Genomic DNA, 22,865 nt, shown 5'->3' with positions numbered 1-22,865 from the left:
TGAATTGACGCGCCGTCTGCGCCAAATAAGCTCAAGGAATTCAGTGGTGAGTACGATGAAAACAGCCAAATTCGCTATCGGACAGGTGGTTCGCCACCGGCTGTTTCCATTCCGGGGCATCATTTTCGACGTCGATCCGCAATTCGCCAACACCGACGAATGGTACGAAGCCATTCCCGCCGACGTGCGGCCGCGCAAGGACCAGCCGTTCTATCACCTGCTCGCCGAGAATTCGGAGACCGAATACATCGCCTATGTCTCCGAGCAGAATCTGCTCGAGGATCAGTCGGGTGAGCCGGTCCGGCATCCGCAGATCAAGGAGATGTTCGACAAGAAGCCGGATGGAGGCTACCAGCCGAAACGACAGTCCAAGCACTAACCTCCAGGCACTAACCTATTGAGACGAGCACAAAAAAAGCGGGGCATGACCCCGCTTTTTTGTTGGCTCGGCGATATCGGCCGATCAGTTGGCTGTCTTCGCCTTGTCCTGCTCTTCCTTGAGCTTCTTGGCGAAATCCTGGTTGTTCTTGGCGACGAAGTCCTGAAGCTTCTTCTGCCGGTCCTCGATGTCCGACTGCTGCAGCGCCGGGCCGTCATAGGCGCCGCTGAAACCCTGCAGGGCGATCTTGATCGGATTGGGCTGATTCTGGAAATTGACGGAGGTCAGCGTGATCGCCTGGCCCTTCTTGAACGAAGCGACGAGCTGATCGGTCAGCGGCACTTCGGCCACGCAACGATCCGGGAAGCAGATCACATAATCGAGCTTCTGCGCTTTGCCGGTGTCGATCTGCAGGCCGATGCCGGGAGGCACCAGACGGCCGGTAGGAACCGTCACCTGGAACACCTTGCGGTTCACCTTGCCCTTCAGCTCGATCAGGCTGACGCCGGTGATCAGCTGGCCGTTGCCGGCGGTGGTGATGTTCTGGACGTTGCAGATGTCGACGTCTTCCTGCTTGGTGCAGGCCTTGAACCAGCCTTGCGGAATCTGCTGTTGCTGCTGTGCGGAAGCGGCGGGAAGTCCTGCGCCCAGAAAGCCGATCACGCCAGCGGCCATGACCGACAGGCGGTACGCGTTGCTGTTCAGGCTCGTCATGTCGTGCACTTCCTCTCAAATGATCCCGGGACCGGCTTCTTCGTGCCGTGTGGTCCAGCTACCTGTTGCCGAAATGAGGCAACAGAATGACTTCGGAGGGCGTGTTACACTGCAAGCGAGGCCGAATCCAGCCCGACGTCAGCAATTGTTGAACGCGCGGTTGGCCGGCGCACAGCCGCCTCATGCTAGGGTGCGCACCGAATCATCAAGCCGACCTGTTAAGGAGACGGTCATGGGCCGCGTTCTTGTTTGGCTGATCACCGCGATATCGTTTTTCGCACTTTCGCATCAGCCGGCCGCATCGGAGCCGAAGCACGCGATCGCCATGCAGGGCGAACCGGCGCTGCCGCCCGACTACACGCATTTCAATTACGTCAATCCCGATGCGCCGAAGGGTGGCTCGATCACCTATTGCGTCGTCGGCAGTTTCGACAATCTCAACCCTTTCATCCTCAAGAGCCTGCGCACGACGGCGCGCGGCATGATGGATCAGAACTACGGCAATCTCGTCTTTGAGCCGCTGATGCAGCGTAACTACGATGAGCCCTTCAGCCTGTATGGCTTGCTCGCCGACACCGCCGACATGGACCCCGAGCGCAAGAGCATCGAGTTCCATCTCAACCCGAATGCTAAATGGTCGGACGGCCAGCCGGTGACGCCGGAGGATGTGCTGTTCACCTACGATGTCTATACCGACAAGGGCCGTCCGCCCTACAGCGCACGGATGAGCCTGATCGCCAAGCTTGAAAAGACCGGCGACCACAGCGTTCGCTTCACCTTCAACGACAAGGCCAATCGTGAAACGCCCTTGATCATCGCGCTGACGCCGATCCTGCCGAAACATGCCTTTGACAAGGAGACCTTCGACAAGACGACGCTGAAGCCGCTGATTGGCAGCGGCCCCTATACAATAGCGCAAGTGCAGCCTGGCCAGCGCATCGTCTTCAAGCGTAACCCGGACTATTGGGGCAAGGACGTTCCAGCCAAGCGCGGCTTCGACAATTATGACCAGATCACCATCGAATATTTTCTCAACGCCAACGCCAAGCTCGAAGCATTCAAGAAGGGTCTCTGCGCCATTGACGACGATAGCGATCCGGTCAAGCGTGAGCGCGATCTCGATTTTCCGGCGTTCCACAAAGGGGAAGTGATCGCCGAAACCTTCGACACCGGCATTCCGCCTGTGGTGACCGGTTTCCTGTTCAACATGCGGCTGCAGAAGTTTTCCAACCCGGTCGTGCGGCGTGCACTCGGGATGCTTTACGACTTCGAATGGGCCAACAAGAACCTGTTCGGCGGAAAATACGCGCGCGCGATGAGTTATTGGCAGAATTCCGACCTTTCCGCGCTCGGCCACCCGGCCGACGACAGGGAAATGGCGCTTCTGGCACCCTACCCCGGCCGCGTACCGGCCGATGTGATGGACGGCACGTATCGGCCACCGGTCACCGATGGTTCAGGTCAGGATCGCAAAGTGCTGAAAGCTGCCTTCGATCTGCTGAAAAGCATCGGTTATCACGTGCAGGACGGGACAATGCTCGATCCCGACGGCAAACCCTTCGGCTTCGAGATTCTGGTTGCTTCGCAGGACGAAGAGCGCCTCGCCGGCATTTACCAGCGCACGCTGGAGAAGATCGGCATCGATGTCACCATTCGCAGCCTCGATGGAGACCAGATCCAGTCGCGCAAGCAGCGCTTCGATTTCGAAGCCCTGATCGGGTCGAGCGGCTTCAACAATTCGTTGTCGCCCGGCATTGAACAGCTCGGACGCTGGGGGTCCGAAGCGGCCAAGGCCGAAGGTTCGTTCAACCTTGCCGGGGTCGCTGATCCTGCGGTGGATGCTGCGATCGAGGCGATGCTGCGCGCCCGTTCGAAGGAAGACTATGTCGCTGCCGTTCGCGTGCTCGACCGACTGCTGATCTCCGGCAACTATATGGTGCCGACCCAGTACAACACACAGCAATGGATTGCCTACTGGAACTACCTGGAACATCCGCAAAAGACGCCCATATTTGGGTATCAACTGCCGACCTGGTGGCGCAAGCCGAATTGAAAAGTCAGGAGATCGAGATGAGCGAGCTGAACGCCATCACCGTCGATGTGGTGTCCGATGTGGTCTGCCCATGGTGCTTCATCGGTCAGAAGCGGCTCGACAGAGCGATATCAGCTGTCGGCGATGTCGACGTGCATATTCGCTGGCGGCCATTCCAGCTCGATCCGACCATTCCGCCGCAAGGCAAGGATCGCCACGACTACATGCTGGCCAAGTTCGGCAGCGACGAGCGTATCCGCGAGATTCATGCCCGCATCGAGCCGCTCGGCGAAGTCGAAGGCATTTCCTTCGCCTTCGACGCCATCAAGGTGGCGCCGAACACATTGGATGCGCACCGCCTGATCCGCTGGGCGGGTGCTGCCGGCGAAGCCGTGCAGAACAGGCTTGTGCGCCGGCTGTTCCAGCTGAATTTCGAGGAAGGCGCCAACATCGGCGACCATACCGTGCTGGTCGAAGCCGCACGCGAGGCCGGCATGGATGCATCCGTGGCCGCCACGCTTTTGCCGACCGACGCCGATGTCGAGGCGGTTCGCACCGAGATCGCCACCGCGTCGCGCATGGGCATAACAGGCGTGCCGTGCTTCCTGCTCGAGGGCAAATACGCGGTCATGGGCGCGCAGGATGCCGATACACTGGCGGATGCCATTCGTCAGGTGGCGGCTGCCAAGGCGCATGGCGAATTGGAAAAGGTCGGCTGAGGCCGGCCACCTTCTCCTTTCCCGACAAGAGCAAGTCTTACTTCACCGTCACCTTGGCCTTGCTGATAAAAAATCCATGGCCGTTTGTAGCCGTGCAGGTCAGTCCCTTGGTTGACGACTGGCACGAAAACGGCCCTGCACTCCAGCTGTTGCCGTAGCCAAGCTTGTCGACATCGCTGCAGCAGCCCTGCTCGCCGGGGTTCTTGATCAGCGTCGCCGGCCCCTTCGGGCCCAGGATGATGGTGACATAGCTCGGCTCGACGCGCGAGCAACTCAATTCCGGGCCGCCATCCTGCGGCTCATAGGTGCTGGTGCCACCTTTCGCCGTGTAGATGCAGCCGATGTTGCCGGACGGCGTGTTGAACTCGATCTGGCCTTCGGCGCTTGCCGGGATGCTCTGCTCGGCGGCATGTGCCAAAGGTACCGAGGCCAAGAGGGGCAACCAGGCGAGGAGGGACAGGATTGCGGCCGCGCGTGCAAGCATTGGGAGCTTCCTTGTTGGAGAACCGGACATGCATGAGTGTCGACAATGCCAGGCAAGGTTCAATCCCGAACGGATGAATTGTCAAACGCAGTTCCTGAGCCGACCCGACAAGACGGAACGCGCCGCTCAGACGATTTTCCAGTCACTTCCTGCCTCCGGCAAGGACGATAACGGCAAGCCCGGCGAGGTCACGAACGGCAAATTTTCGGATGTTCGGGTCAGCCCGCACTGAGAAAATCGCTCGGTTCGTACGATTTCGAGTTCACGAAACCGTGTGAAAACCTTCCCTAAGGGAAGCTGCGCCGACGGCATGCTTCCGCAGATCAAGCATTTGAAATCAATAACGATATCCTGATTTTTGCCGACCGTTGTCGCTATATTTCAGCGTGTAATCTGTTGCCTCACGGCAACGGCTGCCGGGGCAATCCGGCCGGCCCGATTTTAAATTAATGGAAAATGATCAATTGGTGTTACCATCCGTAACAAAAGAAAAAAAGGTTAGGCGGGATCGTGATTCGGGTCGGCAGACCATCGCAAGAGTCAGTACCGGAAAAAACACCTCGCGATGCCGCAGGGCGATCGCTTCTGACGCCGGTATCGTCGATGCGCAGCTTCTGGGGCCTGATGCGGGCCTACTGGGTCTCGGACCGCTGGAAGGAAGCCTGGACACTGACGCTGGTGATCGCGCTGCTCACGGCGCTGTCCAGCAAGGCCGGCGTCTGGTTCGCCGAAGCCTCCGGCGAACTGGTCAACTCGATCGCCTTCTTTCATGACGCCGCCAACACGACGCCGCTTCGCTCACTGCTGGTCAATGCCGGCATCCTCGTGATGCTGGTCGTGCTCAAGGACGCCGGCTTCACCGGCATCCGCAACCTTGTCTCGGCGACATTGCACCGCAAATGGCGCGGCTGGCTGGACAGCCGCTTCAATGAAGCGTTGCTGGATGGCAATCACACGCATTTCCATGCGCAGCATGCGTCGACCGGCAGCGGTGCCCCCGCCCCCGACAACATCGACCAGCGCGTCCAGGAATCCATCAAGGACATGACAGGCGGTGCCATCGGGCTCGCCATGGGCGTGCTGGGCGTCGCCACCTCGCTCTATTTCGTCGGCCAGAAGCTGCTCGAAAACTCCGTCGAGGTGAAGGGGCTGGAGTTCCTCGGCAGCTATGGCAGCGCCATCCTCGCCTTCCTGGCCGTCGCCACCTACGTGCCACTGAACACATGGATCGCGGTCAAGCTGGGCGGCCTGCTCGAGCGCCTCAACGTCAGGATGCAGCAGGCCGAGGGCAGCTATCGTGGTGAGCTGACGACGTTCCTGCGCCGCTCCTTCCATGTCGCGGCGTCTCAGGGCGAAGGCGTGCAAAGGACCATGCATGGCCGGCTCTATGTCGATATCGACGGCACCTGGACGCGGCTGAACATCGTCAACACCGTCTACATGTCGTTCGAGCTGATCTACAATTTCATCGGCGCCCGCATCGTCGCCTACGGACCGGGCCTGGTGCCGTTCATCCATAACGGCCTCGATCTCAAAGGCTACATAACCGGCTCAGAACTGGTCAATTCGCTGATCGGCCAGTGTTCGTGGTTCATCCATGTCATGCCGGCCATCGCCACGCTGCGCGCCAACAGCCAGCGTGTCACCGAGCTGGCCAATGCGATCGAGAATGTCCAGCATCCGCAGGAATTCTACAGCCAGACCGGCCGCTCCGACTTCCACTATGCCAGCCAGAACCCGGTTTTCGGTCTGACCATCCAGAAGCTCGAACTGGCGCATCAGGGCGAGGATGCGACGCCCTTCCTCAGTGCCGCCAATTTGCGCTTCCGCCGCGGCGAATGGACCTTCCTGAAAGGCGAGTCCGGTTGCGGCAAGACCTCGCTGATCAAGGCGATCAACGGCCTGTGGCCCTATGGCCGCGGCACCATCGTCTTCCCTGAAGGCGTCAAGAGTTTCTACGCCGCCCAGGAGGTCAAGCTGCAGCCGGTGTCGCTGAAACAGCTGGTCTGCCTGCCCGGCTCCGAGCACGACCATGGCGACGCGCAGGTCGCGTCGGCGCTGCACAAGGCCGGGCTCGGCGACTTTATCGAGCACATGGCCGACGAAAGCCGCGAAGGCAAAAACTGGGATCAGGTCCTGTCTGGCGGCCAGAAACAGAAGCTGGTGGTGGCCCGCATCGTGCTGCAGCAGCCGGGACTGCTGTTCCTCGACGAAGCGACCGGTGCACTCGACCCCGATGGCAAAATTGCTTTCCACCAGGCCATCAAGGACAACTGCCCCGATGTCACGGTGATCAGCGTCATGCACGAGGCGGTGGCGCCGCGATCGATGACCGGCAGCGAATTCTATCACAGCATCGTCGCGATCGCCGACGGCGTCGCCACCAAGAAGCCGATGGTTCCGACCCTGCCTGTCGAGCTCACCACCATTCTCGCGCAGCCACTGCCAGCCCCAAGGCCGGTCGAGGACAAGTGGCTGCGTTTCTCGCGCCGGCTGAAGCAGAAATAAAGACGCTGTGACCCGAGCCGGCCGTGTCATGCGGAGGCCGGCGATCACAGTCTCGCGATCTCGGCCGCTCGTCGGCATTTTCCTTCCTCACAGCGATTGACACGGCAAGGCGCGCTCCTATGTTGCGCCCGCTTGCAGATAGTCAAACGCGAACCCGCAAGCGGAAAGGTCACCGCGCCATGCCTGGCGACAGTATTAGTCGAACGCAACCGCCGTCCGCCTAGACGTGACCTCACATGGTTCATGTCCTGCCGGACGGCAAGGAGTGAGCCATGAACGAATTTACCGCCGTAGCGAGCGACGAGGCCGTCGCGATCGCCCGTATCCTAGCCAATGATCACGTCGCCGACATCGTCGAGGCCCTGAACAGGGAGCCGCGGGAAACCGCGACGGAACTGCTCTGTGAAGTGACGTTCGAACGGCTGGTCGAGATCTTCGATCAGCCGGAACTCGACGGCGCGTCCGAACTCATGGAGGCGCTGCCGCGCGCCAAGGCGGGCAAGCTGCTCACCGCCATGTCGGTCGACCGCGCCGCCGACATCCTGCGCGAGCTCGACGAGCCGGCCCGTTCCGAGCTGCTCGGCGGGCTTGCGCCGCCGCTGCGCGCGACCCTGCTTTCCATCCTCGGTTATCCCGAAGGTAGTGCCGCTTCGATCATGACGACGGAGTTCGTCAGCGTGCCCTCGGACTGGACCGTCGGGCAAACCCTCGACTACATCCGCAAGGTCGAGCGGACGCGCGAGACCGTCTACGCGATCTATATCGTCGATCCGGAAACGCACCTGCTGGTGCGCTCGACCGGCCTGCGCCGGCTGATCACCGGTGAGCCTGATGACTCGATCATGACGGTGGCGCCGGATCGTGTTCCGGTGACGGTCAGCCCACTGACCGATCGCGAAACCCTGGCGCAGACGATCTCCAAATACGATCTGCTTGCCGTGCCGGTCGTCGACCACGGCAAGATCCTCGGCATCGTCACCATAGACGACATCATCGACACGATGATCGAGGAGACGACGGAGGACGTGCACCGTTTCGGCGGCATGGAGGCGCTGGACGAGCCGTATATGAAGATGAGCTTCCTCGCCATGATCAAGAAGCGTGGCGGCTGGCTGTGCGCGCTGTTCATCAGCGAAATGCTGACGGCCAACGCCATGCAAAGCTATGAGGGCGAGTTGGAGAAGGCGATCGTGCTGACGCTGTTCATCCCGCTGATCATGAGTTCCGGCGGCAATTCCGGCTCGCAGGCGACGTCGCTCGTCATCCGGGCGCTGGCCCTGCGCGAAATCGGTCTTGGCGACTGGTGGCGGGTGGCGCTGCGCGAGCTGCCCACCGGCCTGGTGCTCGGCGCCATGCTCGGCGTGGTCGGCATCTGCCGCATCGCGCTCTGGCAATATATGGGCTTCTACGACTATGGCCCGCACTGGCCGCTGATCGCCACGACGGTCGGCGCGGCACTGGTCGGCATCGTCACCTTCGGTTCGCTGTCGGGGTCGATGCTGCCGTTCGCCTTGAAACGCATCGGCTTCGATCCGGCCAGCGCATCGGCCCCGTTCGTCGCCACGCTGGTCGATGTCACCGGGCTGGTGATCTATTTCTCGGTGGCGCTGGTGATCCTGCGCGGCACGCTGCTGTAGCAACTATCTCCGCCGTGGCATGATCTTGCCGCGGCGGAGTTCTTCAGCCCGGTTTTGCCCATCAGCCGATACGCTCGCCGTCCTTCACGCGATAGGTCGGCTTGTACATGGTGACCAGTTCTTCCGCTGCTGTCGGATGCACCGCCATCGTACGGTCGAAATTATCCTTGGTCAGGCCGGCTTTCAGCGGAATGGCGAGAAGCTGCGCCATCTCGCCGGCATCCGGTCCCAGTATGTGGGCGCCAAGCACCTTCTTCGATGCGCCATCGACCACCAACTTCATCAGCATCTTCTCGTCGCGCCCGGACAAGGTGTGCCGCATCGGCCGGAATGTCGCGCGGTAGATTTCAATGTCGGGGAAACGTTTGACGGCATCGTCCTCCGACAGGCCGACAGTGCCGATCTCTGGCTGTGAAAACACCGCGGTCGCGATTGTCTCATGGTCGGGTGCGGTCGGATTTCCCTTGAAGGCGGTTTCGATGAAACACATCGCCTCGTGGATCGCCACGGGCGTCAACTGCACGCGGTTGGTGACGTCGCCGATCGCCCAGATGTTGTCGACGTTGGTGCGCGAGTATTCGTCGACCGCGATCGCGCCGGTCTTGGTCATCTCCAGGCCGATGCCTTCCAGCCCCATATTCTCGGTGTTGGCAATGCGGCCGATGGCCAGCATCACCTGGTCGACCGTCAGCACCTTGCCGCCGCTGACACTTGCGTCGAGCCGGCCGTCCGGCCGCTTGCGCACTGATTCGGACACGGAATGGCAAAGGATCTTTATCCCCTTCTTCTCCATCGTCTCGTGCAGCATGCGCCGCAGGTCCATGTCGAAACGGCTGAGGATCTCCTTGCCGCGGTAGACCAGCGTGGTGTCGACGCCGAGGCCGTGGAAGATGTTGGCGAATTCGACGGCGATATAGCCGCCGCCCTCGATCATGATCGCCTTGGGCAGCTCCTTGAGGTCGAAAGCCTCATTGGAAAAGATGCAATGTTCGTGGCCGGGAAGCGCCGGATGCGCCGCCGGGCGGCCGCCGGTGGCGATCAGGATCTGGTCTGATGTGACGGTGCGATCTTCGGTGAGAAGATGCACCACATGCGGGTCGACGATCATGGCGCGCGAATGAAAAGTCTCGCCGCCGGCGCCCTCGACGTTCCTCTTGTAGATCGCTTCCAGCCGGCTGATCTCGCGATCCTTGTTGGCAACCAGCGTCTGCCAGTCGAAACTGGCTTCAGGCACTGTCCAGCCATAGCCTGCGGCGTCGGCGAAATGCTCGGGAAATTGCGAGGCATAGACATAGAGTTTTTTCGGCACGCAGCCGCGGATGACGCAGGTGCCGCCATAGCGGTATTCCTCGGCGATGCCGACACGCTTGCCGAGTGCGGCCGCCACGCGCGCCGCGCGCACTCCGCCCGAGCCGCCGCCGATGACGAAAAGATCGTAGTCGTAATCGGCCATGACGCGGGCTCTCCTCAAGCTTCAGAAATGTGAGAGACAGGTAGGCTGCAAAGCATCAAAGAAAAGCCCGGACAAGCCGGGCTTTTGCAGATGGCCGCTAGGCCGTTTTGAAATGCAGGATCAGTTGTTGTCGGCGGGGGCCGCACCATCGGCGGGTGCTGCGCCATCCGCCGGAGCGGCGTCGTCAGCGGGCGCGGCTGGTGCTGCCGGCGCCTTTGCCTTGGCGGCAGCGGCCAGCGTTTCGCCGACCTGCTGGGCGAGATCACGGCCGACGCCGTTCTGCCAGATGTCGGCTGCCTTGATCAGGTCGCGGGTCACCGTCGGGCCGCTGTCGAGCAGCTTCTTGCCCGCATCGGAATTGTAGAAGGCGGCGATATCGGTCAGTTCCTTTTCGGAGAACACTTTTGCGTAGGCGAGTGCTGCTTCCTTCTCGAGGTCGGCGCGGCGCGAGGCCAGCCCCAGCGCCTTCTCGGCGATCGTCTTGCCGATCAGTTCCTGCATGTCCGGGTTCTTCTGGATAAGCTGCGACTCAAGCGCTGCGGCTGCCTGCGGCAGGATGTTGTCGAACGGGTCGGTCGCGTGGATCGCCGCGACTGCCGCGCGTGCGGCTTTCAGGTGCGATTCCGTGACATCCTGTGAAAACGCCGGCGAAGAGAAGGCAAGAACGGCCGAAGCCGCCAGAACGGCGCAAAGGCTGCGAACCCGGTTATGCAACATCATGATCGGTAGAACTCCCTGGTTTTCGGGCGGCATGGACGGTTTGGATACCGTCGCCGCCGGCGATGATGGCCGCTGAAGCCAGCCCGATGAAAAGACCATGCTCGACCACGCCAGGAATGGCATGGAGAGCATTCGAAAGCGCTCTTGTATCCGGAATGCGGCCAAAAGATGCATCGAGGATAAAATGGCCGCCGTCTGTAACAAAAGCCTGGCCCTCCGTCATCCTCAATATAACCGGACCGGAAAGACCGAGCTTTTCAGCCGCGGCGCCAATCGCGATTTCGGTCGCGCGCAGGCCGAACTGGTTGACTTCGATCGGCAGCGGAAAACGGCCGAGCGTCTCGACCATCTTCGACCGGTCGGCAATGACGATCATGCGCTGGGACGCCGCGGCGACGATCTTCTCGCGCAGCAGCGCGCCGCCGCCGCCCTTGATCAAGGTCAGCTCCGGGTCGACTTCGTCGGCACCGTCGATGGTGAGATCGAGTTCGGGCGTTTCCTCCAGCGTCGACAGCGGCACACCGAGCTCACGGCAAAGCAGCGCGGTGCGCTCCGAAGTCGGCACACCGACGATGGTCATGCCGGTGGCGACCTTTTCGGCAAGCAGCCGCACGAACTCTTCGGCCGTGGTGCCGGTGCCGATGCCGAGCCGCATGCCGTCGCTCACATGGGCGAGCGCCGCGCGTGCGGCTTCGACCTTCAATTGCCTTGCATCCATGCCGCTTGCTGCCCCGAAACCTGACGTTTTGGGCTCCTAGCATCTTTGCCGGTCTGGTCAAAGCCTTTGGCGGTGGCCTGCTGCTGTTGGCGAGCTGCATGTCGTGCAACGCGCGGGCAGAGGGCGATGCGCGGGCATGCCTGATAGGAATTTTTCTTGATCCGGTGATGGCAGCTATGCTACATATGTGCCGATGGTGCTGATTTGCGCCAGCGACCCGCCGCCGTGGCGGGTTTTTTATATCTGGCAGCTCACCGCGAAATGTCCTGCTCTTGGGCCTGCCTGAGCGAGCTTTGCCAAGCCGGCTTGCCCCCAGTCAGCTTGCCATGACGCGTCGTAGCCTTTATCGCCTCCCCCTTGTACAAATCTGCGCAGGACTGACCATGACCCGACCGATCATCGTGTTCGACCTCGACGGTACGTTGATCGACACAGCGCCGGACCTGCTCGACAGCTTGAACCACAGTCTTGCCGCCAGCGCGCTCGCGGCGGTCGACGAGGCCGGCTTCAGGCGCTTTGTCGGTCACGGCGGCCGGGTCATGATCGAGCGGGCGCACGCGGCCCAGCAGCGGTCGCTCGATGTCGCGGAGCACGACCGGCTGCTGAAACTGTTCCTCGACCACTACACGATCAACATCCCCGGCAAATCGCGCCCCTACCCCGGTGTCGTCGAGGCGATCGCGCGCTTCGCGGATGCCGGCTATCTCCTGGCCATCTGCACCAACAAATACGAAGCCAACTCGCTGGCCCTGATCGAGGCGCTCGGCCTGACCAGGCATTTCGCGGCAATCGCCGGACAGGACACGTTCGCCTTCCGCAAACCCGACCCGCGCCATCTGATCGAGACCATCAAGCGGGCCGGCGGTGACCCGCATCGCGCGCTGATGGTCGGCGATTCGCAAACCGACATCGACACCGCCAAGGCCGCCGGCATTCCGGTGGTGGCGGTCGATTTCGGCTACACCGACCGCCATGTGCGCGAATTCGAGCCCTCGGCGGTGATCTCGCATTTCGACGCACTGACGCTCGATCTGGCGCAAAAGCTGATTGCCGCTGCCGGAAACTGACCGGAAAGCTGCCGGCGCCGGTCGAAGACAGGGCCGAAAGGACAGCAAATCCGATCCTTGTCAGAACGCCCGACACCGCCTTGACTTCCCGCACCTGCCTCCCTTATATCGCGGCTCGCTTGGCCTTCGGGCAACGAGCGGGCGATTAGCTCAGCGGGAGAGCACACCCTTCACACGGGTGGGGTCGCAGGTTCAATCCCTGCATCGCCCACCATCTTTTCAAGCGCTTAGCAGTCATCAATTTTCCTTCCGCACAGTTTCCGCACAACTACCGGCTTCTATCGTTCATTTTCGAAAAGCCTCGTCCACCGTTTCGCCGTCGTAGCCGGCGAGCCACTGCGCGGCGGTATCTGCCCAAACCGCGGGCACGGCGCGCTCTTTGCCGTCCTTTTTCGCCTGCCGTATAGCAAATTTCATGCGGTCGGGGCGCGGTTTAATTTCGCTGCTACCTCTGCCGCTCTTTCTGGAAATCGGGGTGGTGCGTGCCCGTACACTTCTTCAAGGATCTTGACGGACATGCCCAGCGCGCCAGCGGCCTTCCCCGGCTGTCATGCCGCGTTCAGGCGAAAATTCCACTCATAACCCCTGTCCAGTTTTCCCGAGCCACCTCTGTTCCACGGCGCGGCTCGATATTTCCGATCTCTTTGATAAGTGGCCGCGGCTCGGCTGAGGGTGTCGGACGAAGAGTTCGAAAAGCTTCCAGGACCCCAGCCAAACCAGATGCGCAGTGGATGACTTGGTTCTGCAGGCGTCTTGATTTGGAATAGCCTCGGAAAGTGGATCCGGCTTGCAATCATATCAAATCAAAGTCGCCTAAACTGAGACTTGCGAGATTGACGTTGTAGAGTCTGAGAGTATCTCCCGTCAGTGCGTCGAAGACGACATCCGCATTTTGTTGCGTCGCATAATCCAAGATCTGAGAGGTGGCGAAAAGCTCACCGGGGATCTCGAATTATGTCGGTTCCTGGTGTGAAGTCAGTGATCACCGCGCTCACGAAACCAGCCGAAAATACGAATGTGTCGCTACCTCCTTGGCCAGTTATTGTGTCATTGGCGATTGCGTAGAGAACGTTCGACTGATCGTTGCCGTAGAGTCCGCTGTTGTCCCGGACGGCTTCGATAGAACTGTTCAGAAAAATGCTGTCCCTCTGATTGGCGGAGAGCGTGAAGCCGCTGGCGATGAGGGTATCGTTGCCGTCGCCGCCATAGACATGGAACACCGTGGAGGCGTCGGTCACGGTGAAGGTGGTGCCGCCGGCATAGCTGCTCTCGATACGGGAGCTGACAGTCATTCCCGACAGATCGAGCGCGGCTTCCTCTGTGGTGAGCGTACCGCCGCTGATGGAGTCGAGGCCCGCCAGGTTCGCCTGGTTGACCTTGAGCGTGCCGCCGATCGAGAAGGCCTCGATATTGGAGATCGCCGTCGAAAACGGAGCCGTGATGTCGAAGGCGCCGTTAAACACGACCGTGTCTTTTATTGGAAGATAGGAACCATCCTCATTGTAGCTGCCCGTGCCACCATCGATCAGGCTACCCGCCTGAAGCTGCGCGGCATTGTTCAGGACAAAGATATCCTGGTTGGCATCGGCCCCGTGCAGGGCATAGGTGCCATCGGCAAGATAATAGTAATTGTAGCCGCGGTCGGAATCGTAATCGTACGCTCCTCCCGCGTGGATGGTCGCAGCGCCGCTCGACAGATAATAGCGGTTGCGGCCGGCGTTGGCGTCCGAGATCGTGGCCTCGCCGGTCGAGAAATAATAGGTTGAGTCGTCGAAGCCGCTATCCGATCCATCAATGATCGCAGTGCCGCTCGACAAATGATAAAAGCCGCCATTGATGCCGTCCAGGTCGAGCGACACATTGCCCGAAGACAGATAGATCGACGTCTCGTTGCCGGAACCGCTGACACTCACCGAAACGTCCATCCCGTCGCGCAGGGTGAGCGCGGAGGGGCCGGAACCGCCCACATAGGTCAGCCGCACCTCATCGACGCCCGCCAGAACCGACGGCCCATTCAGGTCGAAGCTGCCATTCCCAAACAGCGCCAGAACGTCATAGCCACCCCCAAGGTCGATGCTGTCCGTGGGGTTTAGATCGGGCGCCGTCGCATTCAGCGTGCTGTTCGTCAGGTCGCTGGAATCAAAGGCCAGCGTATCGGCGCCGGCAGTCAGTTGCAGGGGCGCCACATAGGTCCCGCTTCCATCGATAATCGTCTCGATAGAACTGTTCAGAAAAATGCTGTCCCTCTGATTGGCGGAGAGCGTGAAGCCGCTGGCGATGAGGGTATCGTTGCCGTCGCCGCCATAGACATGGAACACCGTGGAGGCGTCGGTCACGGTGAAGGTGGTGCCGCCGGCATAGCTGCTCTCGATACGGGAGCTGACAGTCATTCCCGACAGATCGAGCGCGGCTTCCTCTGTGGTGAGCGTACCGCCGCTGATGGAGTCGAGGCCCGCCAGGTTCGCCTGGTTGACCTTGAGCGTGCCGCCGATCGAGAAGGCCTCGATATTGGAGATCGCCGTCGAAAACGGAGCCGTGATGTCGAAGGCGCCGTTAAACACGACCGTGTCTTTTATTGGAAGATAGGAACCATCCTCATTGTAGCTGCCCGTGCCACCATCGATCAGGCTACCCGCCTGAAGCTGCGCGGCATTGTTCAGGACAAAGATATCCTGGTTGGCATCGGCCCCGTGCAGGGCATAGGTGCCATCGGCAAGATAATAGTAATTGTAGCCGCGGTCGGAATCGTAATCGTACGCTCCTCCCGCGTGGATGGTCGCAGCGCCGCTCGACAGATAATAGCGGTTGCGGCCGGCGTTGGCGTCCGAGATCGTGGCCTCGCCGGTCGAGAAATAATAGGTTGAGTCGTCGAAGCCGCTATCCGATCCATCAATGATCGCAGTGCCGCTCGACAAATGATAAAAGCCGCCATTGATGCCGTCCAGGTCGAGCGACACATTGCCCGAAGACAGATAGATCGACGTCTCGTTGCCGGAACCGCTGACACTCACCGAAACGTCCATCCCGTCGCGCAGGGTGAGCGCGGAGGGGCCGGAACCGCCCACATAGGTCAGCCGCACCTCATCGACGCCCGCCAGAACCGACGGCCCATTCAGGTCGAAGCTGCCATTCCCAAACAGCGCCAGAACGTCATAGCCACCCCCAAGGTCGATGCTGTCCGTGGGGTTTAGGCTCGGGCGCCGTCGATATAACCGTCGTATTGAGGATCGATGGTCCGAAATTGTCGGTTCCCCCGTAAGGGCAGCGTGCTCCTGCACGGCGGGCGTAATGCTGCCGATCTGGCTCAGAGCGGAATTCACCGCGGCATCAAGTCCGCTGCCAGTATATGTATTGACGACACTGCCGATTTGGCCGGCGTCATCTGCCGCCGCGGCTAAGGCATTGGATGCGTCACCCTGGGCAACGAAAGCCGTGGCAGTGGCGTTTGTGACCAATTGCGCAGGCGTTGAAGCGGTCGCAGCGTCATCCGCCAATGTCTGATTGCTGGCAACTACGACGTCTTCAAGGGCCTGAAGGAGATCGGCATCCAGAGCATTATTCGCTGCAGCGTCAGCGATCGCACCGATCGTCGACGAATTCGTCAGGTCTAGAACTTCCCCTGTGCCAAGACCCAATATCTGGTTTGCAAGAGCCGCAAAGACATCGGTTGCCGCGCCATCCTGGTCTCCGCCGGCGCCGGCAATTGCGGCCGCCATCATGCTGACGGTGTTCAGGACGGAAATGCCAGCAAGGAAGGGATCCGCGTTGTTCTGGAAAGCTGCCGTGATGGGATCGAGTGTCAGAAGATCGACTTGCGGTGCAAGGCCCAAGGCGGCAAGCACCGTTGCTTCGGCGGCTGCGACATCCAGATTTGAAGCCGGGTCGTTGACCAGAAGCGTGATCAACGTTGTCAACGGGCTAACGACCGCTGACCCCGATGGTGCCGTGAGATTTCCAGTCAGGCCTATATTGGTCGAAGTATCTGTTCCGCCAATGACAATAAGGTCTCCTGATCCCCCTTGTAGAACAAAGTGCCCGAAGTTGTCAGTAACTGCCGAATACTCGCCAAGGTTTAATTGACCGTTGCCGTCAGCGTCGGCAAACACAGTGGCGCCTGCTATGTAGCCATCAATGACATATCCCTCCTGAACGAGTGAGAAGACAAAGTCAGTTGCGATCGAGGAGTTGCCAGCAGCATCCGTCTGCCGGACCGCCAGGGAGTTCAGACCGAATTGAGGCGTGAACGTGCTCTGCCAGTGGGCGCCGCCATCGATGGAGTATTCGACCGTGGCACCGGTCTCAATACCCGTCACACTCAACGCGCCATTGTTTGTGACGTGATCGGTATTCGAGGCTCCACTATCAACGACCAGTGCTACTGCGGGTGCCGATGGCGCCAGCGTATCGACGATCAGAATCCCCGATGGGTTGGACGCAGTGCCGAAGACATTGGCGTTGTTGCCTGCTGCATCCGTGATGGTTGCGGAATTGAGATTGAGCGACGTGATAGCGAGATCGGAGGTATTCTGACCGGCGGCAACGGTGTATGTGAAAGCCAGTGTCGAGCTGCCCGAGCCGCTCAGATAGGTCGCTGTGCCACCACTGTTCAGGGTTAGAGTCGGTGTCACGCCCGAAACAAGAACAGCTTCCGAGAAGGTCACGATAAGGGTCACCGTATCGCCAGCATTTAGCGATCCGCCGGGCGTACCGTAAGCAGTCGATGACACCGTTGGGGCCGTAGCATCGGTAATAATGTCGCTGGCAGTCAATGTCTCTGTAGTGGTTATCTTGATGACCACGTCTGCGATATGGTCGCCCGTCGTATCGACGTTGACGAAGGTGTTGCCTCCAGAAATGGAAGACCAGACGCCGTAATTGGACGGAGCCGCGCCGCTCCAGGTCAGGGCATGGCCGATCTGACTGACAAGGCCACGCAGGTCGATTTTGTCCTGCAAAGATACCGTTGCCGTCTCAGCCGCTGATGTGAAGCCATTAATGACATCGCCCGTTTTGCTGTTGAAAGCGCCGGCTGCGGTGGCCTGTGAGTCACTTACGGAATTTAGGACATAACGGTCGCCCCCGGCACCGCCATCTAGCTTGTCAGCACCGGCTCCGCCCACCAGCACATCAGCGCCTGCACCGCCGCTAAGCTCGTCATTCCCGGCTTCGCCAAACAGCTTGTCATTGCCGTCGTCGCCGCTCAACTTGTCATTGCCATCGCCGGCATGGATGACGTCGTTCCCGAGACCCCCTCGCAGATCGTCAGTACCGGAGCCGGTGGCGTTTGCCGTCTGCGTTCCGCCATAGATGATGTCGTCATCGACTCCGCCATCAACCAGGTCATTGCCGGACCCGCCGATCAGCAGGTCGTTTCCCGCCTCGCCGAATAGACTGTCATTGCCTTTGCCGCCATCGACCACGTCATTTCCGCCCCCGGCATGGACAATGTCCGCTCCAGTGGTTGTGCCTTTGGAATTCAGGAAAACCCAGTTGGCTCCGTCCCAGTAATAGGTTCCAAGCGCATTGATCCTCTCACTCAGAGATGTTCCGGCAATATTGGCCATGGCGGATCCCTCCTCCTCAAGGTAACTGGCGGCTGGAGCCTGACCAGCGATTGTCAAGGAGGATAAAGCGACGAACTTCTTCTAGCGTGAGCTAAAGGAACATGAGCGCAAGACGGCGAATGCCCGCTCCTCTGCTAAAGCGAGGCAATGGAGCGCCACAGCCTGGGCGAGCAATTGCTTGACCAAGAATATGCCGCTGAGCAAAAAACCCAACAAGTCGCGCGGGTTAGCCGGGTTAGCCCGGCGCGGTATCCTCCCTTATTACCAATCTACACTGGTCCCCGTGCTAGCACGGTGTCAAACGTTAATAGAGGTTGCTAGCGTACCACCTTCGTACAGCGCGCGCCCACAGTAGGCGTAAGGAGATAGGCGCGCGCGCCTGCTTGGCCCACCCTGCGCGACAAGCGGCTGCCGAGGAAAGGGCAACGGTGGACCCACGGACTCTGACTTCGTTGGTGCTGGTTCGAATCCAGGCTTCCCTAGCCAATTATTTCGTGTCAGTTGGCCGCTTGGTTGGGAGTTTTGTTCTCCCTTCTAGTTGTGGCGTAGGCTGTCTAATATGGCCACGGATATTGAAGCGGCGGCCGGAATGCATGACCATTTCAGCCCACCGATTTGCCGCTGCCTGGAAGAAAAAGCTGTGCACCAAAAAACCACGATACGTGCGCCATGGTGGTAAAGTCGGCGATGTCTGGTTGTGGAGATGCGCCGGTCGAGCCGCGATCAGCGCTTCATCGAGTGCAGAATGGCCTGCATGTGCTCTTCCAGGTCGAGTTCACCCCGAGCCTCAGCGATCAACAGATAATCGGCCTTGGCCCGGCGGTCGCCTCGGCTGGTCGCAGGGTAGGAACAGATGGCCAGCAATGCTTCCTGTTCAATCCGGTCTGCCCTCTTGCATTCGTGGCTGCTGCTGCCCGCTTGATGAACAACCCTGTGAAGCTCGACATAGGTGGCTTCATGGGCTCCGATCAGCGCTCGCAATTCGGGTGAGGCGCCTTCCCCTTCAGCAAACGTCGGTTCAATGACCGAGGCCACGGCGGTGAACGCAAGAAGTGTACGGCGGGTGACTTCGGGCATGCATCATATCCCTGCTGTTTAGTGAGTACAGGCACACTTTAGCACTGGCGAAGCGGTTCGCAGAGGTGTTCTGGGACGCGACCACACTGTCTGCTGACAAAATGTATTCGCTCCCGCAGCCCGCCCTCCCAGCAGCTAGTGTGGCCTTAAGTCGCAATGATTGGCTTCCAAAAGCAGGGCCTCGGGCTTCATTGAAGCCGCGATCAACACCATATGGTGGTCCACAGCCCTCCAAAACGAGAGAAGCTCGCCCTGGCGCGGTCGCACTGCGACCGTCAGCCGGCAATGGCTATAAACTAGGAACCTGAAAAACCATGCCTGAAAATATCAGATCAACTTCGAGAGACGTCCCCCTCATTCAGCTAGGCCTCTATCAGTGCCGCTTCCCGGTGAGCGAAGACCCGTCAGTACCCGGCGGTTATCGTTTTTGTGCTGGGTCAACGTCGCCGGATCGCGTCTATTGCGATCACCACCACAGCATCGTGACGGCCGTCGACCCTCGTCGAACCCGTTCAGGTCTCCCCCCGCTCAACGACGCGCCGCGTAAGTTAAGCGGGCGGCGGCCCCGCGAACAGGTAGCGATGGCTCAGCGTGATGCGCCCCACATCAGTTGGGGACATCGTCGGGGCAACGACATGACGCGTGCGCATATGAAAACCCCCTGAGTGATGGCTTGCAGTGTTAGGGTCGGATTATCACGACGTTTTTAGGGGGACCGCCCTTTTCCCAGCCATATGTGATCTGACTTTCATTAGCGTGTTTGCAGAACCGGTCTTTGCAACATCGGGCGGAGGTTAGATCGTGGCGTTCAATACCAGGGTTGCACCGGACAACCTTTCGGAAACGATTGTGGAAGAGGGATCGTGGAGGAGAGATTGAAATTGCCCGCTCTCCCAATGGTCTTTAGACAACTGGACTCATGAACGATGTTTTCCACCACACGCTAGTCCATCCCATGGGGAGCGAAGCTCGCCCCTTGCCGTTCGGCAAGAAGGACGCTCAATGGAACCCGGAGATGGTGGTGACATGTCGCCGGCTGATTGACGCATACAAGGCGACCATGCTGCAGGAGAGCCGGCTCAAGCAAATCACCGACGACGACCTCTGGTCCGCGTTGATGCGCGACAATCTCGGCCAGATGTTCAGCCTCATTCACGCCGAGGATGCGGAGCAACTGTCACGTTATCTCGTGGATTTCGGCAAGGAATACACCTGGTTCGGCGGGATTACGACGGGAATAGACGGCTATACGTATTGGGATCGCGACGAGCAGTTTGTTGCGTACAGCTATTTCGACAAGTTGCTCTGCCTGGGCGAGGCGCTCGGCGTCCTGTCGGTGGAAAGCCCCGAGCAGGGGACGGACGGGAAATGGGGCAAGAACAGTCTCCAGGATCCAGACGAGATCGTGGACGCCATAGAAGCTCAACTCGGCATACGCATCACCCCGCCCGAGGGGCCGGTTCATGTCGCCGGTCTGAAAATCAGGGGTGGCCTGCTCCACTACAGGCACATCAACGCACTCTATCTGGCAACCCGGATCCGGGACATTGCCGCACCCGAAGACCGGATTTGCGAATTTGGCGGGGGGGCTCGGGCTTGCCGCATTCTACCTGAACCGGATGGGCCGCAAGGATGTTACGATCTTCGACCTTCCAATCGTGAACGTCCTGTCGGGTTACTTCTTGATCGGAACCCTCGGCCAGGAAGCGGTTTGCCTTGAAGGCGAGCCCTCGCGCAGGGACGCCATCAAACTGAGAGCGAACTGGAATTGCACCAATGAAGCGGACGGCACCTTTCGGGTCACCGCCAACCAGGATTCATTTCCGGAAATCAATCGCCGCATCTTTGACGAGTATGTGCAACAGATAAAGCGCATCACATCGGGCTTCTTCCTCAGCATCAACCACGAGGGCGAGCAACTCATCGCTGGCGGCACGCGGCTTCTTCACGTTTCAAAGCTGTTGGGTGCCGATCCGAGCTTTGCTCGCACCTACAGGAGCCCCTACTGGCTCCGCCGAGGCTATGTGGAAGAACTGTATCGGATTGAAAGCGGCACATCGGCGGATATTACCTGACTGACGGGCTCTCCCGGCCAGGTATCGATGCGGCGCACCTTGCGCGATCGTCAAATCGAATGATCGCAAGTCTTAATGGCTGCAAGTCTCCAGGGTGAGGGAACAAACCGGCTTGCCGGTGAGTTTCTGTCCGACAAAACCTTGAGGGAAAGCCATGTCCAGATTTCTGCTGGCGACCAGCGTCGCCGTTCTTCTCGCCGGTGGGCCGGCCTTCGCCGCGGACGATGTTCCGCTGCCGCAGCCCAATGCCAAGAAATTGTCGGAGATCATCGCCAAGGTCGAACAACGCGACGGCTTTCGCTATGTGAAAGAGGTCGACTGGGATAGCGGTGCCTACACGGTCACCTACTACACGACGGACAAGGCGAAGGTGGAAATCACCTACGATCCCGTGACCGCCGAGCCAAAATAGGGGTTCGGCTGCAAGGCCCGTATCCGACGCGAATGCGCTGGCGCATTCTCGACCACAGGGCAATCGCTTCAGGTTTCAAATTCGTCAGCCTTTCCGAGCGTTGGCGCCGCCCCTCACCTGCCTGCCGGCATCCTCTCCCCGTATGGTGACGGGGAGAGGGGCGCTCTAATCGCCGATTTCGCCAATCACCAGCGTCGCCAGAATGGTGCTGAAGTTGCGGCCAGCCTCCTTCTCCCCGTCACTATACGGGGAGAAGTGCCCGGCAGGGCGATGAGGGGCAGCGCCGACTTCGGCGATCGATGGTTTCAGCCACAAGTCGAACTTGTCATTTGTCTGAAGCGATTGCCCTGGCCTCGCCCCAAATTGTTCACTCTTGGAGTATGAAGTGAAACCAAGGCGCTGGCGGCGCCCTGGGGCAATCCTGCTGGCTTGGGGGCATGCATGCGATCTTCCGTTCGAATCTTTTCTTTGCTCGTGCTCGCCACCATCGTGGCCGGAGGCATCCTCGGCGCCGCCCCGCCGGCGCGGGCCGACGGGCCATCCTTCGATTGCCGCAAGGCACGTCTGTCGGCGGAAAAGGCGATTTGTGCCGACCCGCAGCTGTCGGCCATCGATCTGCTGGTCTCAAAGGCCTTCAAGGATTTCGAGCCGGCGTTCGGCGGCGACAAGCGCATGATCGCCCGCGGGCTGATCGCCGACCGCAATGCCTGCGTGGCCGACACGGCCTGCATCGTCAGTGCGTTGAACAACGCGCTGCAAACCTATGGCAGTGCGCCGTCCTGGGTGCAGGATTACAACATCGCGCTGATCGGCAAGAAGGCGCTGGAAGCCGCCGCGCGCAACCCGGCAGGGACGGACCAGCCCCTGCCCTCGGCAATCGGGCAATGCGCGTCCACCCATATCGAAACACTCACCACACGGCTTGGCGACGATCCGCTGGAAACGGCCGGTCCGGAGGCCGGCAGTGCAGCGACCTTCACCAATGGCGGCACCGCTGTCTCCTATGATCGCGAGCCAGGCCTTGCCGCCTCGAAGGTCGGCGAAGCGGTCGAGATGTGCCTGATCTCGATTCCCAGGGATTGTCCCAGGGACGATGAGCGCGGCCGGGTCTATTATTCCCTGGACCTTGTCGCAAAAGGCACCTGGGCTTTGCCGGACTCGCAGCATTTGTGCGGTGGCGCCTGATCGGCCTGATGCGTGTCCGCGACACGCGCCAAGGGGCGCCTCCCCTTGCGTCAGTCTCGCTTTGATGGCTGACTGTCGCGTTAGAGCAGTTCACCGTTTCACGGAAACGGCGAACCGCTCT

18 protein-coding genes and 2 tRNA genes are annotated in these 22,865 nt (G+C 60.2%); 13 read left to right on the top strand and 7 right to left on the bottom strand.

The window, feature by feature from the left end:
* The first annotated feature begins 55 nt into the window (after positions 1-55).
* Complete coding sequence (hspQ, locus tag HB777_13350; protein ID QND64772.1) at positions 56-379, top strand: heat shock protein HspQ; 324 nt, start codon at positions 56-58, stop codon at positions 377-379.
* An 84-nt stretch (positions 380-463) separates the two neighbouring features.
* Here the strand turns inward: hspQ and HB777_13345 are convergent, their stop codons facing one another.
* Positions 464-1,093, bottom strand: a complete 630-nt coding sequence (locus HB777_13345) for an invasion associated locus B family protein (protein ID QND64771.1) — start codon at positions 1,091-1,093, stop codon at positions 464-466.
* Positions 1,094-1,325: 232 nt separating this feature from the next.
* Between HB777_13345 and HB777_13340 the strand changes: the two genes are divergently transcribed.
* Together HB777_13340 and HB777_13335 are read left to right on the top strand one after the other, a co-directional pair.
* On the top strand, positions 1,326-3,146 hold the full coding sequence (locus HB777_13340) for an ABC transporter substrate-binding protein (protein QND64770.1): 1,821 nt from the start codon (positions 1,326-1,328) through the stop codon (positions 3,144-3,146).
* Positions 3,147-3,163: 17 nt separating this feature from the next.
* Positions 3,164-3,844 (top strand): DsbA family protein, encoded by a 681-nt coding sequence (locus tag HB777_13335; protein QND64769.1) that lies wholly within the window; start codon positions 3,164-3,166, stop codon positions 3,842-3,844.
* Positions 3,845-3,881: 37 nt separating this feature from the next.
* Here the strand turns inward: HB777_13335 and HB777_13330 are convergent, their stop codons facing one another.
* Positions 3,882-4,328, bottom strand: a complete 447-nt coding sequence (locus HB777_13330; GenBank protein ID QND64768.1) for a hypothetical protein — start codon at positions 4,326-4,328, stop codon at positions 3,882-3,884.
* Between the two features lie 603 nt (positions 4,329-4,931).
* Between HB777_13330 and HB777_13325 the strand changes: the two genes are divergently transcribed.
* Together HB777_13325 and mgtE are read left to right on the top strand one after the other, a co-directional pair.
* On the top strand, positions 4,932-6,836 hold the full coding sequence (locus HB777_13325) for an ABC transporter ATP-binding protein/permease (protein ID QND64767.1): 1,905 nt from the start codon (positions 4,932-4,934) through the stop codon (positions 6,834-6,836).
* A gap of 272 nt (positions 6,837-7,108) precedes the next feature.
* The gene (gene mgtE / locus HB777_13320; protein ID QND64766.1) at positions 7,109-8,473 is read left to right on the top strand and encodes a magnesium transporter; all 1,365 of its coding nucleotides are present in this window, start codon (positions 7,109-7,111) and stop codon (positions 8,471-8,473) included.
* A gap of 61 nt (positions 8,474-8,534) precedes the next feature.
* Here mgtE and gor read toward each other — a convergent pair whose 3' ends face one another.
* The 3 genes from gor to rpiA all read right to left on the bottom strand — a co-directional run bounded on the left by gor (position 8,535) and on the right by rpiA (position 11,364).
* Entirely contained in the window at positions 8,535-9,926 is a 1,392-nt protein-coding gene (gene gor / locus HB777_13315; protein QND64765.1) for a glutathione-disulfide reductase, read from the bottom strand.
* A 120-nt stretch (positions 9,927-10,046) separates the two neighbouring features.
* Entirely contained in the window at positions 10,047-10,646 is a 600-nt protein-coding gene (locus tag HB777_13310; GenBank protein QND64764.1) for a DUF2059 domain-containing protein, read from the bottom strand.
* The gene (gene rpiA, locus HB777_13305; protein QND64763.1) at positions 10,633-11,364 is read right to left on the bottom strand and encodes a ribose-5-phosphate isomerase RpiA; all 732 of its coding nucleotides are present in this window, start codon (positions 11,362-11,364) and stop codon (positions 10,633-10,635) included. Before rpiA ends, HB777_13310 begins: the two co-directional genes overlap by 14 nt.
* Positions 11,365-11,747: 383 nt before the next feature.
* On the opposite strand from rpiA, the gene HB777_13300 reads away from it, so the two are divergent.
* Together HB777_13300 and HB777_13295 are read left to right on the top strand one after the other, a co-directional pair.
* The gene (locus tag HB777_13300) at positions 11,748-12,431 is read left to right on the top strand and encodes a phosphoglycolate phosphatase (GenBank protein QND64762.1); all 684 of its coding nucleotides are present in this window, start codon (positions 11,748-11,750) and stop codon (positions 12,429-12,431) included.
* A 139-nt stretch (positions 12,432-12,570) separates the two neighbouring features.
* Positions 12,571-12,645: transfer RNA gene (locus HB777_13295), tRNA-Val, on the top strand.
* 721 nt (positions 12,646-13,366) lie between these two features.
* On the opposite strand, the gene HB777_13290 is transcribed toward HB777_13295, so the two are convergent.
* Positions 13,367-17,995 carry a hypothetical protein gene (locus HB777_13290; GenBank protein ID QND64761.1) on the bottom strand — a complete coding sequence of 1,543 codons (4,629 nt, stop codon included), beginning with the start codon at positions 17,993-17,995 and terminating at the stop codon, positions 13,367-13,369.
* Between the two features lie 412 nt (positions 17,996-18,407).
* Here HB777_13290 and HB777_13285 point away from each other — a divergent pair.
* A tRNA-Gln gene (locus HB777_13285) sits at positions 18,408-18,481 on the top strand.
* A 237-nt stretch (positions 18,482-18,718) separates the two neighbouring features.
* On the opposite strand, the gene HB777_13280 is transcribed toward HB777_13285, so the two are convergent.
* On the bottom strand, positions 18,719-19,072 hold the full coding sequence (locus HB777_13280) for a hypothetical protein (protein QND64760.1): 354 nt from the start codon (positions 19,070-19,072) through the stop codon (positions 18,719-18,721).
* 314 nt (positions 19,073-19,386) lie between these two features.
* Here HB777_13280 and HB777_13275 point away from each other — a divergent pair, with 314 nt between their 5' ends.
* The 5 genes from HB777_13275 to HB777_13255 all read left to right on the top strand — a co-directional run bounded on the left by HB777_13275 (position 19,387) and on the right by HB777_13255 (position 22,744).
* On the top strand, positions 19,387-19,737 hold the full coding sequence (locus HB777_13275) for a hypothetical protein (protein ID QND64759.1): 351 nt from the start codon (positions 19,387-19,389) through the stop codon (positions 19,735-19,737).
* A 254-nt stretch (positions 19,738-19,991) separates the two neighbouring features.
* The gene (locus HB777_13270) at positions 19,992-20,792 is read left to right on the top strand and encodes a hypothetical protein (protein QND64758.1); all 801 of its coding nucleotides are present in this window, start codon (positions 19,992-19,994) and stop codon (positions 20,790-20,792) included.
* Complete coding sequence (locus HB777_13265) at positions 20,755-21,147, top strand: hypothetical protein (protein QND64757.1); 393 nt, start codon at positions 20,755-20,757, stop codon at positions 21,145-21,147. The genes HB777_13270 and HB777_13265 overlap by 38 nt, the downstream gene beginning before the upstream one ends.
* Positions 21,148-21,301: 154 nt before the next feature.
* Positions 21,302-21,559 (top strand): PepSY domain-containing protein, encoded by a 258-nt coding sequence (locus tag HB777_13260; protein QND64756.1) that lies wholly within the window; start codon positions 21,302-21,304, stop codon positions 21,557-21,559.
* 441 nt (positions 21,560-22,000) lie between these two features.
* Positions 22,001-22,744, top strand: a complete 744-nt coding sequence (locus HB777_13255) for a hypothetical protein (GenBank protein QND64755.1) — start codon at positions 22,001-22,003, stop codon at positions 22,742-22,744.
* The last annotated feature ends 121 nt before the right edge of the window (positions 22,745-22,865 follow it).

Origin of the sequence: Mesorhizobium loti (genome assembly GCA_014189435.1) — a bacterium.
GTDB lineage: Bacteria > Pseudomonadota > Alphaproteobacteria > Rhizobiales > Rhizobiaceae > Mesorhizobium > Mesorhizobium loti_G.
Note: the sequence above shows the minus strand (reverse complement) of the source record. Positions and strands in the feature narration are given on the sequence as shown.

What these genes read in the sequence shown, in the direction of transcription:
- hspQ (QND64772.1), top strand. Translation starts at nt 56, where the DNA reads ATGAAAACAGCCAAATTCGCTATCGGACAGGTGGTTCGCCACCGGCTG.
- HB777_13345 (QND64771.1), bottom strand. Translation starts at nt 1,093, where the DNA reads ATGACGAGCCTGAACAGCAACGCGTACCGCCTGTCGGTCATGGCCGCT.
- HB777_13340 (QND64770.1), top strand. Translation starts at nt 1,326, where the DNA reads ATGGGCCGCGTTCTTGTTTGGCTGATCACCGCGATATCGTTTTTCGCA.
- HB777_13335 (QND64769.1), top strand. Translation starts at nt 3,164, where the DNA reads ATGAGCGAGCTGAACGCCATCACCGTCGATGTGGTGTCCGATGTGGTC.
- HB777_13330 (QND64768.1), bottom strand. Translation starts at nt 4,328, where the DNA reads ATGCTTGCACGCGCGGCCGCAATCCTGTCCCTCCTCGCCTGGTTGCCC.
- HB777_13325 (QND64767.1), top strand. Translation starts at nt 4,932, where the DNA reads ATGCGCAGCTTCTGGGGCCTGATGCGGGCCTACTGGGTCTCGGACCGC.
- mgtE (QND64766.1), top strand. Translation starts at nt 7,109, where the DNA reads ATGAACGAATTTACCGCCGTAGCGAGCGACGAGGCCGTCGCGATCGCC.
- gor (QND64765.1), bottom strand. Translation starts at nt 9,926, where the DNA reads ATGGCCGATTACGACTACGATCTTTTCGTCATCGGCGGCGGCTCGGGC.
- HB777_13310 (QND64764.1), bottom strand. Translation starts at nt 10,646, where the DNA reads ATGATGTTGCATAACCGGGTTCGCAGCCTTTGCGCCGTTCTGGCGGCT.
- rpiA (QND64763.1), bottom strand. Translation starts at nt 11,364, where the DNA reads ATGGATGCAAGGCAATTGAAGGTCGAAGCCGCACGCGCGGCGCTCGCC.
- HB777_13300 (QND64762.1), top strand. Translation starts at nt 11,748, where the DNA reads ATGACCCGACCGATCATCGTGTTCGACCTCGACGGTACGTTGATCGAC.
- HB777_13290 (QND64761.1), bottom strand. Translation starts at nt 17,995, where the DNA reads ATGGCCAATATTGCCGGAACATCTCTGAGTGAGAGGATCAATGCGCTT.
- HB777_13280 (QND64760.1), bottom strand. Translation starts at nt 19,072, where the DNA reads ATGCCCGAAGTCACCCGCCGTACACTTCTTGCGTTCACCGCCGTGGCC.
- HB777_13275 (QND64759.1), top strand. Translation starts at nt 19,387, where the DNA reads ATGCCTGAAAATATCAGATCAACTTCGAGAGACGTCCCCCTCATTCAG.
- HB777_13270 (QND64758.1), top strand. Translation starts at nt 19,992, where the DNA reads ATGAACGATGTTTTCCACCACACGCTAGTCCATCCCATGGGGAGCGAA.
- HB777_13260 (QND64756.1), top strand. Translation starts at nt 21,302, where the DNA reads ATGTCCAGATTTCTGCTGGCGACCAGCGTCGCCGTTCTTCTCGCCGGT.
- HB777_13255 (QND64755.1), top strand. Translation starts at nt 22,001, where the DNA reads ATGCGATCTTCCGTTCGAATCTTTTCTTTGCTCGTGCTCGCCACCATC.